The 17,286-nt window shown below is 43.9% G+C and carries 12 protein-coding genes; 6 read left to right on the top strand and 6 right to left on the bottom strand.

What is annotated here, in order from left to right; translation table 11 throughout:
- Positions 1 to 264: 264 nt before the first annotated feature.
- Positions 265 to 1,476 carry a multifunctional CCA addition/repair protein gene (locus A1QO_RS01900; protein ID WP_017041439.1) on the bottom strand — a complete coding sequence of 404 codons (1,212 nt, stop codon included), beginning with the start codon at positions 1,474 to 1,476 and terminating at the stop codon, positions 265 to 267.
- Positions 1,477 to 1,564: 88 nt separating this feature from the next.
- Between A1QO_RS01900 and A1QO_RS01895 the strand changes: the two genes are divergently transcribed.
- A complete protein-coding gene (locus A1QO_RS01895; RefSeq protein WP_241790379.1) occupies positions 1,565 to 3,307 on the top strand; it encodes an ExeA family protein in 1,743 nt (580 codons plus the stop codon).
- On the top strand, positions 3,307 to 4,149 hold the full coding sequence (locus A1QO_RS01890) for a general secretion pathway protein GspB (RefSeq protein ID WP_017041437.1): 843 nt from the start codon (positions 3,307 to 3,309) through the stop codon (positions 4,147 to 4,149). Before A1QO_RS01895 ends, A1QO_RS01890 begins: the two co-directional genes overlap by 1 nt.
- 168 nt (positions 4,150 to 4,317) lie before the next feature.
- Here the strand turns inward: A1QO_RS01890 and A1QO_RS01885 are convergent, their stop codons facing one another.
- The 3 genes from A1QO_RS01885 to A1QO_RS01875 all read right to left on the bottom strand — a co-directional run bounded on the left by A1QO_RS01885 (position 4,318) and on the right by A1QO_RS01875 (position 7,155).
- Positions 4,318 to 4,929: a TIGR04211 family SH3 domain-containing protein gene (locus A1QO_RS01885; RefSeq protein WP_017035553.1), complete on the bottom strand. Its 612-nt coding sequence runs from the start codon at positions 4,927 to 4,929 to the stop codon at positions 4,318 to 4,320.
- A gap of 157 nt (positions 4,930 to 5,086) precedes the next feature.
- Complete coding sequence (locus A1QO_RS01880; RefSeq protein WP_017041436.1) at positions 5,087 to 6,346, bottom strand: inorganic phosphate transporter; 1,260 nt, start codon at positions 6,344 to 6,346, stop codon at positions 5,087 to 5,089.
- Between the two features lie 128 nt (positions 6,347 to 6,474).
- Complete coding sequence (locus tag A1QO_RS01875; protein ID WP_026026785.1) at positions 6,475 to 7,155, bottom strand: TIGR00153 family protein; 681 nt, start codon at positions 7,153 to 7,155, stop codon at positions 6,475 to 6,477.
- A gap of 205 nt (positions 7,156 to 7,360) precedes the next feature.
- On the opposite strand from A1QO_RS01875, the gene A1QO_RS01870 reads away from it, so the two are divergent.
- Positions 7,361 to 8,878: an inorganic triphosphatase gene (locus A1QO_RS01870; protein WP_017035550.1), complete on the top strand. Its 1,518-nt coding sequence runs from the start codon at positions 7,361 to 7,363 to the stop codon at positions 8,876 to 8,878.
- A 121-nt stretch (positions 8,879 to 8,999) separates the two neighbouring features.
- On the opposite strand, the gene A1QO_RS01865 is transcribed toward A1QO_RS01870, so the two are convergent.
- Positions 9,000 to 9,785, bottom strand: a complete 786-nt coding sequence (locus A1QO_RS01865; RefSeq protein WP_017035549.1) for a potassium channel family protein — start codon at positions 9,783 to 9,785, stop codon at positions 9,000 to 9,002.
- Between the two features lie 145 nt (positions 9,786 to 9,930).
- Between A1QO_RS01865 and A1QO_RS01860 the strand changes: the two genes are divergently transcribed.
- The 3 genes from A1QO_RS01860 (at position 9,931) to hldE (ending at position 15,692) form a co-directional block, all read left to right on the top strand.
- Positions 9,931 to 11,187: a methyl-accepting chemotaxis protein gene (locus tag A1QO_RS01860; protein ID WP_026026784.1), complete on the top strand. Its 1,257-nt coding sequence runs from the start codon at positions 9,931 to 9,933 to the stop codon at positions 11,185 to 11,187.
- A 130-nt stretch (positions 11,188 to 11,317) separates the two neighbouring features.
- Complete coding sequence (gene glnE / locus A1QO_RS01855; RefSeq protein ID WP_017041435.1) at positions 11,318 to 14,158, top strand: bifunctional [glutamate--ammonia ligase]-adenylyl-L-tyrosine phosphorylase/[glutamate--ammonia-ligase] adenylyltransferase; 2,841 nt, start codon at positions 11,318 to 11,320, stop codon at positions 14,156 to 14,158.
- A gap of 103 nt (positions 14,159 to 14,261) precedes the next feature.
- Positions 14,262 to 15,692, top strand: coding sequence for a bifunctional D-glycero-beta-D-manno-heptose-7-phosphate kinase/D-glycero-beta-D-manno-heptose 1-phosphate adenylyltransferase HldE (gene hldE / locus A1QO_RS01850; RefSeq protein WP_017035546.1), 1,431 nt, complete (start codon positions 14,262 to 14,264; stop codon positions 15,690 to 15,692).
- Between the two features lie 105 nt (positions 15,693 to 15,797).
- Here the strand turns inward: hldE and tolC are convergent, their stop codons facing one another.
- Complete coding sequence (tolC, locus tag A1QO_RS01845) at positions 15,798 to 17,108, bottom strand: outer membrane channel protein TolC (RefSeq protein ID WP_017039215.1); 1,311 nt, start codon at positions 17,106 to 17,108, stop codon at positions 15,798 to 15,800.
- Between the last annotated feature and the right edge of the window lie 178 nt (positions 17,109 to 17,286).

Raw genomic sequence — 17,286 nt, 5'->3', positions numbered from 1 at the left:
TCTAGGTGAGCGCGCTCCTCCATATTTCAAAGAAGCGGTCTTAAAGAAGTTAAAGGTCAATAATTCCACTCGGTTTTTAACCTAACGAATTACTTGCTTAATGCTTTAAACGCTCCACTTCGGTGGGGCGTTTAAAGCGTGTGACAAATTCTTCAAATAATACGCGTTGTCTAATGCGAAGGTGAAACATGAATCAATACAGTGACATCATAGCGCTGTGGGTCGTCATCGAATCAGAAACATGGCTTTAGAAATAGACTCTTTCTAGGTGTGTTCAATGGCTTCGATACGTCTCTTATCCATTTCAGTTCGGATCTCTTTGCCATTAAAACCATCTGAAATAATATCTTGAACATTGACACTTAACGCCGCTTTATAAGCGGATTCAAAAATAGCCTTTTGAGGGTAGTCAATGTCTTCAAACCCTGTTCTTCCTCGGCTATCAGCCATGCAGCACAGTAAAATGTCATTGAGCCTTTCTGGCTTGCGCCATACATCAAATTTATTGAGTATTTTAAGCTTGGTACTGGCTTTTAATTCATCGGCTCGATGAATGTTGGAATGCTGTTCACAGACAAGTACAGCCAATTCTTTAAACTCATTGGGTACACGAACTCGGTTGCAGAGTGTTTTGATCAGTTTGATACCGGTATGGCAGTGCATTTTATGGCTAGGCCACTCTTTTTCTGGTGTTATTCCTTTACCTAAATCATGTACTTGCGAAGCAAAGCGCACCGGTAATGAAGGGGAAAGGAGCGCCGCTTGTTGGGCCACCATCAAAGTATGTATTCCGGTGTCTATTTCTGGGTGCCACTTTTCTGGTTGTGGTACACCAAATAGGCGAGATATTTCAGGAATGACAACGTTCAAAGCGCCACATTCTTGTAAGACGGAAAGAAACTCCTGAGGATCATTGGTCGACAATGATTTATGCCACTCTTGCCAAACGCGTTCCGCGGTTAGCTGTTCCAGTTCACCAGAGGCGCTGATGGTTTTCATCAGTACCATGGTTTCAGGAGCAATGGAGAAATCAAGGTGTTTTAGTTTTGCGGCAAAACGAGCCACACGAAGTACTCTGAGAGGATCTTCAGTAAAGGCATCAGAGACGTGACGTAAGATCCGCTGATCTAAATCTTTTTGCCCGCCGTAAGGGTCGATGTAGTTGCCTTGCTTATCTTGCGCAATGGCGTTGATGGTTAGGTCTCGTCGAAGGAGATCCTCTTCTAAAGTGACGTCAGCAGAGAAATAACACTCGAAGCCTTTGTAGCCAGCGCCTGTTTTTCGCTCTGTACGAGCAAGAGCATGCTCTTGTTTTGTTTTTGGGTGGAGAAACACAGGGAAGTCTTTTCCAACGGCGCTAAACCCTTGAGCGAGCATTTCATTAGGGCTACTGCCCACGACAACCCAGTCTTTGTCATAGACATCGATATTGAGTAATTGATCGCGGACAGCGCCACCGACTAAGTATACTTGCACGTTAAACCCTTAAATGTTTTGTTTGCCATTGGCGTTTACTGTGAGTGATGGTACTTTCTTAACCCACTAATTTATAGAGATGAGAATGATGTATCACGACTTTTTTTCTTTTAGCCAACCGCCATTCTCCATTGTTCCCAATTCTCGTTATCTATTTTTAAGCCAACGCCACAAAGAAGCCATTCAGCACTTAGAGGCGGGGTTGGGCGAAGGTGGTGGATTTGCTATGCTCACCGGAGAGGTTGGTACAGGCAAAACTACGGTCGCAAAAGTGATGCTCGCCAACCTAGGCATTGAGACAAAAGCGGGGCTTATTCTTAATCCCACATTCTCTGATGTTGAACTTCTCGAAGCGATTTGTGATGAATTTTCGGTCCCATACCCTAATGCGGCCTCTTTGAAGCAATTGAGCCAAGCCATTTACCAGTTCTTACTGGCTAACCATGCGCAAGGTATTCAAACGCTACTGGTGATTGATGAAGCGCAGCATTTGGCAGCCGATGTATTAGAGCAACTGCGCTTATTGACTAACCTCGAAACGGACAGTCATAAATTGCTCAAAGTATTGTTGATTGGCCAACCAGAACTTCAGGAAAAACTGAAAGTCCCTCAACTGCGTCAACTGGCACAAAGAATTACAGGTCGCTATCACTTGCTGCCTTTAACGGTCAAAGAAGGCGTTAAGTATATACAGTTTCGTCTTGAAACTGCTGGAGGCGATAGCTCACTGTTTCCGACCAACGGAATGAAGTACATTTCAGTTCAAACGCAAGGGATCCCAAGACTGATCAACCTGGTGTGTGATGCGGCGTTGAAGTCCGCGTATCAGTCGGGAATCAAGCAGCTCAATCTGTCTCTTATTCAGCAGGCTTGTAACAACGTCATGCTATTTCAGCCTTCTTTTGCAGTCACTGACCCAATACCCTCTGTGAGCCGTTATCGTCCCGTTATGATCAGTTTAACCCTTGGTATTATCGCTTCTTTGGGTGTTTATTGGTGGGCGCCTCATGATTTAGATAAGCTGATAGATAATGAGTTTGCAACGGAATCTGTTGTTATTACGCCCCCAAAAATAACTCGGGAAGTTTTCTCACCTAACTTAGAGCAACTGCTTATGCAGTCATCAAGCTTAGAGCAAAGTATTGCAGACTTGTATCAGGTGTGGGGATACCAAGCGAGTGTGCTCGATCAACTGTGCATGCCCTCTGAATCGGCGTTTCGACTTTTTAACTGCGAATATAAAGACGGTGTTTGGGAGGACTTGCTCGCCTTGAATATGCCTGTTGTGCTTCATTTAGATATAGGACTAAACGGAAGCTATGCAGTTCTTTATCGGGCACATAATGATGACACTATTGAGCTGTTATTCAACGATCAAAGAGTACGTTTCGATCAGCGTTGGCTTAAATCAATTTGGACTGGAAGGTATCATTATGTTTGGCGATCAGAATTTCAGCAATTGTTAAAAAAAGGCATGTCGGGTGAACCTATTTCTCAGCTGGATAGCAAACTGTCTGCATTGCTAGGTGAGAGCGCGAGTAACTCATCAAGTTTCGATGAAGGTTTAGAAAGAAAAGTAAAAGTGTTTCAACGCTGGCAGGGTATAGAAGTGGATGGTATTGCAGGGAAACAAACTTTAAAAGTACTGGAGTTACTGACTCAAGAAAGCGCCCCTTCATTGCAAACGTCAACGGCTAAAGAGCTGAGCTCGGTTGCTTTAAAACGTTCAATGATTCGCACTGCGATGATTGACACTTCGATGCTTCGTTTAGCGAAAGCTAAGTCTGAAGCCGTCATACCTAGTCGATTAGCACTAAAAGAGAATCACTGATGTCTGAGATATTAAAAGCACTGAAAATTTCAGAACAAAATCATCAACGATATGAAGCTTTGCCCAGCCACAAACAGAGTGCTTCCTCTGCTTCACCACCAAGGGTATCAATACTGATGGTCGTGACGAGTTTTATTCTGCCAGTGGCGCTAACGGCGACTTGGCTTGGTTATAGCGCTTACCACAATCAAAACCCGAAGAGTTCGTCAGAGATTCAGGTCATTCCTGACATTATTGAGGTTGAAAGTGGCTATACGGTATTGCCTAACTTACCGATTAAAACCTTAAAAACCACCTACCGCTCAGAGGAGAAAATCTCCGCCGTAGAAACGATACAGACCTTTCCTAGGGGTGAAGAAGGTGCGAATGCAGAAACAAGTAATACAAGAATCGTGGGGCATGCCACGCATGAAGAGAAAGCGGAAGAGACAGATGCTTTAGCTCTTGAGCGTTTGTCTGAACTCGACTTAAGTCAGTTTTCACCCGAGATCGCATTTAGAGTGCAGTCTATGTTGTCGAATGAAAAGGGGGGCTCTCCGTCCACAGAGGCTTTTAATGCTAATACCCAAGATACTTCAAGTCAGGACCTGAGTATCAGTTCCGTTAAATTGGTACAAAGTGGCGCTGACTTTCAAGGGTTGCTACCTGCGATGAACTTTCAAACTCATGTTTACTCAAGTAAAGTCGACAAACGCTGGGTTAAGATCAATGGTAGTGAATTTGTTGAGGGCGATAAGATAAACGACTTAGTGACTCTTGTTGAGATAAAGCAGCGATATTGCATGATCAACTATGAAGGTCAGTTGATTGAAATTCCTGCCCTGTACGACTGGAAAGGCTAGCTGAATAGGTTTGATAACTCTTTAAGTGGCAGTTAGCCATTCTCAATCAGTATATTAACGGCTGTTGAGAAAGCACTGCGATTAAAAAATAATGCGATTAAAAAAGGTCACTGATGTGACCTTTCTATAAATGTTGCGTGGATTCACTATGAACTTAGTTCAAATCAATTAAGCCCAGCCGTTTGGTGATTTCTTACGGCGAGGGATAATGTGCGGAAGTAGCAAGCCAAATAGCAACCCCCCGCCTGCGACACCACCACCATACATAAAGTATTTAAGTAGTAGGTCTTCTTTTTGTGTATCGATACGAGCGCGCAGTTCACGAACTTCGGTTTGAGAAGCCGTCAGTTGTTTACTGATATCACTGTAATTTTGTTCAAGTTCAGAAATTTGTTGATTACGCACTTCAAGAGAGTCAATCAGTCCTGCTTTTTCGCTATCAGCATTATCTCGAGCGTTGGAAAGTTGAGCTTTAACCGTGGTCAGTTCTTTTTCAAGTCTAGGCAAACGCATCGCCATACTTTCTTGGCGTGTGACAAATCGAGTTTCAACCCAACCTTTGCGGCCTTTCGAATCAAGAATTTCGCTGTATCCGGTATCTTTATTGGATGAGAGGAGTTTCACTTTATCACCAGCATCTATACTGCCAATAATACGAAACTGATTATTGGGTCCTGAGTGCATGTAAGTAAACAGTTTATCAGCGATGTAGCGGTCTTGAGCAAAAGCTGCGGGGATGGCCATTAGAGAGACCAAAACCATGCAAATCAGTTTTTTCACAGTAAATCCTTTAACAATCTAGATGATATTAATATTTCTATTGAACAGATAGTATGAATTTTCGCTGGGCCATGCAACAAAGAAGGGAGGCAAAGCCTCCCTTTCTGTGCGTTTGAGTCAATAATGACGTTACGCTTACAAATCAAAAACTCAGAAATTAAATAAACATGGCTTGGATTGCATAGAAGAAGACTACTGCCAGCAATGCACCCGCTGGAAGGGTAACAATCCAAGAAGCGACAATATTACGAACTACGCCTAAGTTTAGTGCGCCTATACCGCGTGCAAAACCGACACCTAATACGGCACCAACAAGCGTTTGCGTAGTCGAAATCGGTAGGCCTGTTCCTGATGCAAGAACAACCGTACAGGCTGTCGCCAATTGAGCGGCAAAACCTCGGCTTGGTGTTAGCTCTGTAATACCAGTACCTACGGTTGCCATAACCCGACGTCCAAGGGTTGCAAGGCCAATAACAATGCCGAAACCGCCAAGAGGAAGAATCCACCATGCGATCTGAGTCTTTCCTGTGATTTCACCCATGTGTTGAACCGTCGAAACAACCGCAGAAAGAGGCCCGATGGCGTTAGCTACATCGTTTGAGCCGTGTGCAAATGCCATCGCACAAGCGGTGATAACCATCAACACGGTGAAGATACCTTCCACACCAGCAAAGCCATGATCGTCTTCGCGGTTTGCAAATTTCTTTTGAATATAAAGGTAGCCACCCACCATGATGAGTGCAGAAAAACCAGCTGACCACATCCAAGCCTCACTATTACTTAGATGTAACCCAACGTGTTTTAAGCCCTTTTTGATGGTAACCAGCGCAATCACCATTGTTGTGATGAACATATACACAGGAACAAATCGTTTGGCGTTAAAGAGTGGATTCTCTGTATCAAAAATCAGTCGCTGCGCGCTGACAAAAATCATGTAAGCAAAGAAGCCAGATATGAGTGGGGTGATGAGCCAACTACCCACGATACCTTGTACAGAACCCCAGTCGACGGCTTCTGTGCCCACAGAGACACAAGCAAAACCAATGATGGCGCCTATGATTGAGTGAGTGGTTGAAACAGGCCAGCCCATGTAAGACGCGACCAATAGCCAGGTGCCGGCTGCCAGTAGGGCAGATAGCATACCGAAAACTAAAACATCAGGTTGATGAGCAAATAAATCTGTATCGATTACGCCTTTGCGAATCGTATCGGTTACTTCACCGCAAGCAAGGTAAGCCCCTGCAAATTCAAAGATCATAGCAATGATGATTGCTTGTTTCACTGTAAGTGCTTTTGAGCCTACAGAGGTGCCCATTGCATTCGCAACGTCATTTGCACCAATACCAATAGCCATTAGTAGACCAAAAGCTGCTGCAATAATAATTAGAAGCGTGCCGTGGTTAGCAATGATATCCATCGTAATACCTAGTTGTTTAATAACAAGCGGAACAAAATTTAGACGCGACAAACCCATCAGCGATGAAAATACTCATCGCCTAATTTGTCGTGTTTAATTTAGCTCTTCGTTAAAGGGTTACTTGTGATTTAAGAGCGAGAAAGCATAACTTCAAGACGCGCACCTACACGCTGTGCTTGATCGGCAATGCCACCAACCCACTCTAGAATCTTGTATAAGAACATAACGTCAATTGGGTTATATTCCGATTCAACGGCCATTAACTGCTGGCGAAGCTGAACCTGAATGGTATCAGTATCGTCTTCAATCAAATCAAGTTGATTAATCATTTCTGCAACAAGCGTCACTTCACGGCCCTTAAAGCCTGTCTCTAATAGTTCATCCAACTCATTAATTACTTTCTGAGCTTGATTGGCTGCATCGAGACAACGTTTAACATAAACGATGAAATTCTCTTGAAGAGTTTCAGGAATCACCAAACGACGACCGTAAACTCGGCCAGAAATGTCTTTGGCTAAATTGGCAAGCTTGTCTTGTTGAGTCAAAAGCTCAAGCATGTCGGTACGATCGACAGGCATAAACAAACCGCGAGGAAGTTTGAGGCGAATTTCACGCTTTAGCACATCAGCTTCTTTCTCTAAATGAGAAATTTGAGCACGAATTTCTGCTGCTTTTTCCCAATCACCTTTTGAAGAAACTTCAAAAAAGTTAACCAGATGAGAGCAACACTCATTAACGCACACTACGTGGCGCTGCAAAGGCTTAATAGGGGACTTTGCAAATAACCCCATTATCGTATTTACTGGCATGGCCATTCAACCTGTTAAATATAACCTAAAAAGAACATACACCATTTCATGGCGAAATGTTGAACGATGGCTATAAAGGCGCGCATGTTACCCCATTAAATCACTCATTAAAACTGTTTTAGATCATCATTAAGGTGATATTTCTTTCTTGCCCAGTAACGATATTGGCAATATCCTGTTGATATCTGCTTTGAAAGGTACAGTTATGGAAACCGAGATAGAACTGAAGTTTTTTGTTTCACCCGAATTTTCAGAAATCTTAAGAGAAAAGATCGCTGACATGAAAGTGCTTCAGCACAGTAGCCGAGAGTTAGGAAATACCTATTTTGATACGCCAGATCATTGGTTACGTCAGCATGATACCGGCTTACGCATTCGACGTTTTGATGATGTTTTTATTCAAACGGTAAAAACAGCAGGTCGTGTTGTTGCAGGGTTGCACCAACGACCGGAATTTAACGCTGAGCATACTTGTAACTCGCCACTACTTTCATTGCACCCTCAAGATATTTGGCCCCCACAGCGTGACGTAGATACGTTACAGGAACAGCTTATCCCTCTTTTTTCCACCAATTTTAACCGAGAGCAATGGCTCATTGGCATGGCCGATGGCAGCCAAGTAGAAGTCGCGTTTGATCAAGGTGACGTGGTTTCTGGTGACAAGCACGATCCTATTTGTGAAGTCGAATTTGAATTGAAATCAGGGCAAACAGATGCTCTTTTTACCTTAGCTCGTCAATTTAGTGAGCATGGTGGTATGCGCCTGGGAAATTTGAGCAAAGCCGCTCGAGGTTACCGATTGGCGTTGGGGTATACAGCCGATGAAGTGAAGCCTCTTTCTTTAGTTGAAACGAATCGCACTGACAGTGTTGAGTCTTGCTTTGTAAATTCGTTAGAGCATGCATTATCCCATTGGCATTACCACGAGCAAATATACTCAGAACGCGAATCTATTCAGGCGCTGCATGAAATTCGCCATTCATTAAGCTTTATACGTCAGACACTGACTATTTATGGAGGCATTGTTCCTAGACGCGCCAGTGCCATTTTGCGACAAGAATTGAAATGGTTAGAGCAAGAGTTAGATTGGTTAAAGCAATATGATTACCTCGATGATTTATTAGAAGACAAAGGCCATGTACTTAGAAAATTAGAAGCGCGTAAGTTTCTCGTGTTTGAGCTGCAAGAAGTTCAAAATTCGTTGCCAACTCGAGAGGATGTGATGACATTGCTCTCTTCAGCCCGCTACACGGGAATTTTACTCGATTTAAGTCGGTGGATTTTAACCCGAGGCTGGCAACCGTTTCTTGATGATAAAGCGCGTGACCAAATGTCACACTCAATCTCTCCATTCTCTATCAAGCAATTAGACAGAACTTGGGCTGAGTTGATTGAAGCTTTTCCTCCTGAGCGAGCATTAACCAGCTTAGAATATATTGAACAGCAGTATCGATTGATGCGTAATCTTTATACAGGGGTTGGCTTTGCCAGCCTTTATGACGCGGATGAACGCAACAGTTTCCGCCTCCCTTGGGCAGATTTAATGCAAGGTATTGATGATCTTCTGATGCTGAAACCATTAGAGCGATTGGTTGATAAGCTTGAAGGCGATGAAAAAGAGCAACTTCAACGTTGGTTGGGTCGTCAAGAAACGTCAATTTTGCATGCCATGGAGCAAACCCGTTTAATCAGTGTCGAGGCTGAACCATACTGGCAACATTAGGCAGAGTTGCAGACGGCAAAAAACATACAATAGAGTGCAGAAGTGCTCTATTTTTTTGCTTAAATAGATCAACGGTTCTAACTGGTTCAGAGCTTATGGAGCTGTGCTGAATCGTTTCGTGCTACTGGCTGGTGTTATCCGAGTCTTTGGTGTTATCGAGTGGCGCAGATTGTTCAAGTTTCTCTAGCCGCTGAATAATGATTTGTTGCTGTAAGACGATCTCTTCTAATAATCGGTGCTTGTTTTCTTGTTGTTGAGCTTGCTCTTTCGAGGGGGAGGTGATCATTGAGGTAATTAAGCCTGATATCATACCAAATAACCCTACACCACAGATGATCAATACCGCAGCCACGACCTTTCCTGCTTCTGTCACTGGGAAGTGATCACCATAGCCCACGGTGGAAATGGTCACGAGCGCCCACCACAAAGCATCACCGCCTGACTGAATGTTAGCGGTCGGCTCTTTGCCTTCAATAAACAGCATGACACTCGAACCTATCGTCAGTAAAAACACTAATAGCAATAAAATTGAGGCTAAGGTTGTTTCTTTTCGATCAGAAAATAACTGACTAAAGACATATCTTCCCGATCGAATGACCAAGATAATACGAAGGATCGAGAACAGACGAGCGTACCGAAGTGGTTCAATCATTGGTAGGCTAGCAAGGAAATCAATCCAGTGCGTTTTCATGAATTGCACTCGGTCTGTGGATCGGATCAAATCAATCGAAAGTTGCAGAATGAAAATACTACAGATTAAAGTGTCCAAGCCGATAAGTACTTGACGAGTTTCAGGATTGATCGGCATAAACAATAAGCCCGAGATCACAAATAGCGCCATAAAAGACAGTATCAGTGATAATAAGCTCATGGGTCTTGTATCGTTTTTGATATCATCTTTATTCATACGAGGCTCGAAATAAATTAGCAACTAGGGCTAATGCGTTAGTTGAAAGCAATGCACTTAATATACATGAGTCTATTTAAGATTTTTATCCTATATTGAGTGCGACGTTATGCAAAATATCAATAATAATCGTGGAGAACGGACAATGGCTAGTATGGTATTCAAACCATGGGAGCGGGTAATTACCAATACTCGTTTAGTTCCAAAGATGATTTTACTCATGGTGATCAGCACGGTGTTGATCGTTTGCAAACAGTTGTGGGATGCAAGTACGTTTCATAATGCTCTTTTAGTCGCCACATCAAGCGCAGACGTTGCCCAACAACATTACGAAGCTTATTTGGTTCAGGTTGTGTGGCAAACGGTTATCATGATTGCCTTCTTTATTGTCATATTGCTGGCTGCCGCTCGAATTATGCTGCGCCAAACACAGTATTTGAATGATTCGATCAAGCAGATGGCCAACAAAGATCTCTCGATAGAAATCGCTATGGATTGTAAAGATGAATATGGCGATGTTGCACGCGAATTGGAAATTACCCGTCGACAATTGCAAGACATGATTAAAACACAAGTCGAGTCCTCACAAGAGCTTTCAGCACTGACTGAAGTGATGACACTGAGCATGTCTGAGACAAAAGAGTCAACGCAAGAAGAGTTCAATGAGATTGATCAACTCGCGACGGCAATGAGCGAAATGAGTTCAACGGTTCAGACGGTTGCTGATCATGCACAAAATGCATCTGCGCTAACAGAAAGTGCCTCCGAACAAGCTCAAACGGGTCAGCGCTTTGTACAAGACAGTGTGACAAAAATGAGTGTATTGGCAAAAGACATCAGCGCTTCTGCTGAAGCCGTGAACCAAGTCGAAAATAGTGTGGATGCGATTGGTAGCGTGGTTGGCACAATTCAAGGTATTTCAGAACAAACCAATCTATTAGCATTGAATGCCGCGATTGAAGCCGCACGTGCTGGCGAAGCCGGTCGCGGTTTTGCTGTTGTTGCGGATGAGGTTCGAAACTTAGCCCAGCGAACCCAACAAGCAACGGTTGAAATTCAAGAAATGATCAGTCAATTGCAAAGCAGTGCTACCTCAGCGGTAGAGTTAATGGAAAAAAGTGTGGTCGAAGCGGCGGAAGGTGTCGAGTTGGTGACCAATGCAGGCACTGAGCTTGACGGTATTGTTAGCCAAGTAACGCAGATTAATGATATGAATTTCCAAATAGCGACCGCAGCAGGCCAGCAGAGCAGTGTGGCAGGTGAAATGGATCAAAATCTAACCAATGTTAGAGAGCTTGTTGAAGCCTCGGTACTTGTTATCGGCGAGTTACTGGAAACGTCTGAAATCATGCAAAATAATGCCGAAGAGTTAGACCATAAAATAGCATCATTCAAAGTCTAAACTCACGTTCTGATGATAAAAACGCTCACTAAGTCTAGTGGGCGTTTTTTTATGGCATAAGTTTGCTATAACTGTGTTTGGTATAATGAGTTTTTGTAGAATGCACCCAAGATCAGTACAAGGAAGAATCATGTCGTTGCCCCCTTCACTTATTTCAATTTCAGATTCTGTATTTGAAACACTAATGACTAATAAAGCCTTTGAGCTATGGCCCAAAGAGCGACTTGATGAACTGAGAATCATAGCAGGATTGAGCCAGTTTATTGCTGATGCTCTGCCGCGAGATGAAGGGTTAATTCAAGCCTTGCCACAGATGCTCGAAGATAAGTCGCGATACGCTAATTATCGTGAAAACCTGAGGCAACGATTATCGCAATGCAGCGATGAAGCGGCTGGGCATCGAGTGCTGAGGAAATTTAGAAACAGTGAAATGACGTACATTGCTTGGCGGGATTTTTTGGCTTCTTGGTCACTTGAAGAGAGCCTAAAACACCTGTCTGAGCTAGCGGAAGCGATGATCTTTGAAACTTATCAATGGCAATATCAGGTTTGTTGCAATGAATGGGGAACACCTTGCAATAGCGAAGGGGTTGCTCAACCGATGCTGATCATCGGTATGGGTAAACTTGGGGGTGGAGAGCTTAACTTTTCCTCTGATATTGATTTGATATTCACTTATCCAGAAAACGGAGAAACCCAAGGGGCGAGGCGAAGCATTGCTAATGCTCAATTCTTCACTCGTTTGGGGCAAAGAATCATTAAAGCGCTTGATCAACATACCTTCGATGGTTTTTGCTATCGGGTTGATATGCGGCTTCGTCCTTTTGGAGAAAGTGGCCCATTGGTCATGAGTTACGCAGCACTTGAAGATTATTATCAAGAGCAAGGGCGAGATTGGGAACGTTATGCAATGATCAAAGCAAGGGTCATGGGCAGTGAAATGTACCCAGAATATCAAGAGCTAAGACAGATGTTACGGCCATTCGTGTTTCGTCGTTACATCGATTTCAGTGCGATTCAGTCATTGCGCAGAATGAAATCGATGATCAGCAGTGAAGTGAGACGCCGTGGACTGACAAACAACATTAAGCTTGGCGCTGGTGGTATCAGGGAAATCGAGTTTATCGCTCAAGTCTTCCAGCTCATTCGTGGTGGGCGAGAGCCTAGTTTGCGCGGTCGAGGCTTGTTAGAAACACTGCAAGCTATTAAAGAGCTAGCGCTGCTTGAAGAAAAAGAGGTGAATGGATTATCGGATGCTTATCTATTCTTGCGTCGAACAGAGAACTTGCTTCAAGCCATGGGAGATAAGCAAACTCAAACCTTGCCCGATTCAGATATTGATCAGTTAAAACTAGCGACGGCAATGGATTTTGCTAGTTACCCGTTATTAACGCAAGAGATTTCGTTACACATGTCGAATGTGCATGAGGTATTTGAAAATCTCATTGGCCAAGACGAAGAGCAATGCGATGTGGTCGCTGGGCATTTTCATGAACTTTGGGATATGGCCGCCGAACAAGATGTGGTTGAAAGCATTTTGCAAAGTGACTTAGCCCAACAAGAGGCCGAAATTCTTGCTAAAACGATTTATCAGTACAAGAAAGACTTGGCGAAGAAAACGCTCGGACCGAGAGGCAGAGAGGTATTAAATCGATTAATGCCGAAAGTGTTTGCTAGTGTTTTTTCTCATAAAGATGCCCGATTTGGTCTTTCTCGAGTGCTGCATTTGTTGCATAAAATTGTTACTCGGACAACGTATTTAGAATTACTCGATGAGCACCCAGCGGCTCTGACACAATTGGTTCGCCTGTGTACTGCAAGCCCTATGATTTCAGAGCAACTTGGGCGCTACCCAATCTTACTTGATGAGTTGATTGATCCACAGCAGTTGTACAACCCTGTGGAATTGGATTCATACAAAACCGAATTAAGAGATTACTTAGCCCGTATCCCAGAAGATGATATGGAGCAGCAAATGGAAGCGTTGCGCCAATTTAAACAAATTTGTATTTTGCGTATCGCGGCGGGGGATATCGCCGGTGTCTTACCCGTTACTGAAGTGAGTGACCATTTAACGTATTTGGCTGAAGCTATCGTGGCGGCTGTGATCAATCAAGCATGGCAGCAAATGGTGGAGAAGTTTGGTGCTCCAACTCACGTCCAAGACCGTGACGGAAAAGGTTTTGCGGTCATAGGCTATGGAAAAGTGGGAGGATGGGAGCTTGGCTACAATTCGGATCTTGATATTGTCTTTATGCATGATTGCCCAGTCAACGTGTATACCGATGGCAAGAAGGAAATCGATGGAAGGCAGTTCTATCTTCGCCTTGCTCAGCGAATCATCCACATTTTTTCTACCAGAACGGCATCTGGCATTTTATATGAAGCGGATACTCGATTACGCCCATCTGGGGTTTCTGGCCTTTTGGTGAGTCCAGCAGAAGCATTTGACGAATATCAGCACAACGATGCCTGGACCTGGGAGCATCAAGCCCTTGTGCGTGCAAGGATGATCTATGGGGATGTGCCTCTTCATCAAGTGTTTGCAAAAACCCGGAAAGATATTTTGTGTTTGCCTCGTGAGAAAGAGACACTGAAGAAAGAGGTCGCGGACATGCGTGTGAAAATGCGCGATCATCTTGGTGGTAAAAAAGCGGGGCGATTTATGCTTAAGCAAGATCCCGGTGGAATCACGGATGTTGAATTCTTAGCGCAATATTTGGTTCTTAATTACAGCCATGAAAAACCTAAGCTTTCTCGTTGGTCGGACAATATTCGTTTGTTTGAATCCATGATCGCTCAAGGTGTGATGGACGAGTCACAAGCGATGGGGTTAATCAAGGCATATACCGAAATGCGCGACCAAATACATCACCGTAATCTACTGAACTTGGAGGCGGATGTGGCAGAAGATAAGTTTACTCAAGAGCGTGAAGTTGTTATTCAAGCCTGGAAACAGTGGCTCGAATAAAGATGGGGATGGCATTGAGAGTCGGTACAAATATGAGCCGAGAGTTTAGTGATAAAAAACCTTGTGTTAAACTCGGCTCAGTTACGAATTTTGGAGATCCACAATGAAACCAATCCTACCTGATTACAACGATTCAGGCGTTCTTATCATCGGCGATGTGATGCTTGATCGTTACTGGTATGGTCCAACCGGGCGCATTTCACCTGAAGCGCCTGTTCCTGTGGTGAAAGTCGAGAACAATGAAGAGCGTCCTGGTGGCGCGGCTAACGTAGCCATGAATATTGCTTCATTGGGCGGTCATGCTCACATTATTGGCTTAACCGGTAAAGATGAACCCGCTCAAGTATTAAAAAACACTTTAAGCTCACTGAAAGTAAAATGTGATTTTGTCGAGCTTGAAGAGTACCCAACCATTACTAAATTGCGGGTAATGAGCCGTGGTCAGCAATTAATTCGCCTAGATTTCGAAGATAAATTTGAAAACACAGATCCCGACTTAGTGTTGAAGCGCATGGAGCAAGCGTTACCCAATGTACGCTCTGTGATCCTGTCAGATTACGCTAAAGGTGCGTTGGAACACGTTCAGACCTTTATTCAAAAAGCGCGCGCTGCCAATGTTCCTGTTTTTATTGACCCGAAAGGGGCAGATTTTGAACGTTACCGTGGTGCAACACTACTGACGCCAAATATGGCCGAATTTGAATTGGTTGCCGGTCGTGTGAAGTCGGAAGAAGAGCTTGTCGAAAAAGGCCTTGCACTGATCGAAGAGTTTGATTTTGAGGCACTGCTCGTTACTCGTAGTGAGCATGGAATGACGCTGCTGCGTAAAGGTCAAGACCCGTTTCATTTGCCAACGCTAGCCAAAGAAGTGTATGACGTGACTGGCGCTGGTGACACCGTTATTTCTGTGCTCGCAGCTTCAGTTGCAGCAGGTAAACCTTTAGATGAAGCTTGTGCGTTGGCTAATGCTGCCGCGGGTGTAGTCGTTGGGAAATTAGGGACATCGACACTCTCTATTATTGAGTTGGCTGAAGCGATTCATGGTAGTCAAGATACGGATTATGGGGTGATCACTGAGGCTGCGCTGATAGAAGCGGTAAAACGTGCGCGAGCGAAAGGTGAAAAAGTGGTCATGACTAACGGCTGTTTCGATATCTTGCATGCGGGACATGTTTCTTACATGAACCACGCTGCGGAATTAGGTGATCGTTTGATTGTTGCGGTCAATACGGATGAATCTGTTAAACGCCTCAAAGGCCCTAGCCGACCAATTAACCCGACTGATCGCCGTATGGCGGTGTTAGCAGGGTTAGGTGCGGTTGATTGGGTTGTTCCATTCAGTGAAGATACACCTCAGCGATTAATCTCGGAAGTCCTACCAAGTTTATTGGTAAAGGGTGGCGATTATAAGCCGGAAGATATTGCTGGTGGTGCAGAAGTCATTGCGGCGGGTGGAGAGGTCAAAGTGCTGAATTTCGAAGATGGCTGTTCAACTACTGAAATTATTGATGCGATTAAAGGTGGGCGTGGCTAATCGAATATGCTGTCCTTTTGACGGTTAAGCTTTTCCACTCAATAAAAAACCGCTGATAAACAGCGGTTTTTTTGATCTTATAAGAAACCTAGATCTATGAATAAACTAGGTTGAAGGTTTTAGCCCTGCATTGACGTCCATGACATCTTGTTCACTTAGCGTACCGACTGCTTGGCGCAGTTGAAGAACGCTGATGATGTAGTTGTAACGAGCGTCTGATAAGTTTCTGTTCGCATCGTAGAGACGACGTGTTGAGTCGAGAACATCAACAATCGTACGTGTACCCACATCAAAACCCGCTTCTGTTGCTTCTAATGCGGAGGTTGCCGATACTACCGTTTGCTCATACGCTCGAAGTGCACCGATTGAAGCGCTGATGTTGTTGTTAAATGCGCGAACATTTTTGACAACGCTACGATATGTCGCTTCTAAATCTTGGCTTGCTGCGACGTAAGCAAATTCTGCTTGCTTAGTTTGAGAGGTAACATTACCACCCGTGTACAAGGGTACAGAAAGGTTTACACCAATGTTGAAGTCATTGTTGGTATAACTATTTGAAGTGCCGTTAATATTTGAATCATTTCCGTAGCTATAGCCACCATCTAAGGTAATAGAAGGTAAGTGGCCAGAACTGGCTAGAGAAATATTATCTCTTGCTACGTCTTGTGAGATACGCGCAGTCAATAAGCTTAGGTTCTTCTGCTCAGCTTCTTCAACCAACGCTTTCACTGGTGTTTCAGTTTTGCTTGCTGAAAAACGCTCGGTATCTAGAACGTTAAGATTTGAGTGCTCTCTCCCTGTGATTTCTCGTAGGTTTTCATAGCTATTAATGAGGTCGTTTTCTGCTAGGACCTCGTCAGCAAGAACACCATCGTATTGAGCTTGGGCATCATGAACATCGGTAATGGCTGATAGGCCCACTTCAAAACGCTGTTTTGTCTGCTCTAATTGACGACCCACGGCGGCTTTTTCAGCGCGAACAAATTCAAGATTGTCTTGAGCACGCAGTACTTCGAAATAAGAGGAAGAGACACGAAGAATCAGGCCTTGCTGCTCGGCTGCGTATGCGGAATCTGCACGACGGGCTGTTTTCTCGGCGGTATCGAGCGTCACCCAGCTTGAACGATTGTAAAGTGATTGAGAAAAATTCACCCCAGCGCTCAGTTTATCACTTTCTCTACCATCTTGATTACTACGATTAACGTTATAACCCGCAGTTAAATTGATTTGAGGAAGCAAACTACTGCGGCTTGACGTCACCGCTTCAAAAGCAGCATCACGTTGTGCAGCAGCACCTAAAAGTTGTGGGTCATTTTCTTTTGCGTGATTGTAAATGTCAGCAAAGGTATCAGCGAATGCAGAGGTACTCATGGCGCCAAGTGCCGCACTGATGAATACAGGTAGCAGTTTTTTCATTGTGTTCATTCCTGCCTAGAATATAAAGAGGGTATCTAAAGCAAAGTCTACCCTAAAGTGATGGTAATTTACTCGAATTTTTGCATATTTTTACAGATTGCTGTCAGGCGACTCAATATTGATAATCTTAACTAAAATAAATTTATAAATATCATACGAATATTTGATAACTATCCTT

Origin of the sequence: Vibrio genomosp. F10 str. ZF-129 (genome assembly GCF_000287055.2) — a bacterium.
Lineage (GTDB): Bacteria > Pseudomonadota > Gammaproteobacteria > Enterobacterales > Vibrionaceae > Vibrio.
Note: the sequence above shows the minus strand (reverse complement) of the source record. Positions and strands in the feature narration are given on the sequence as shown.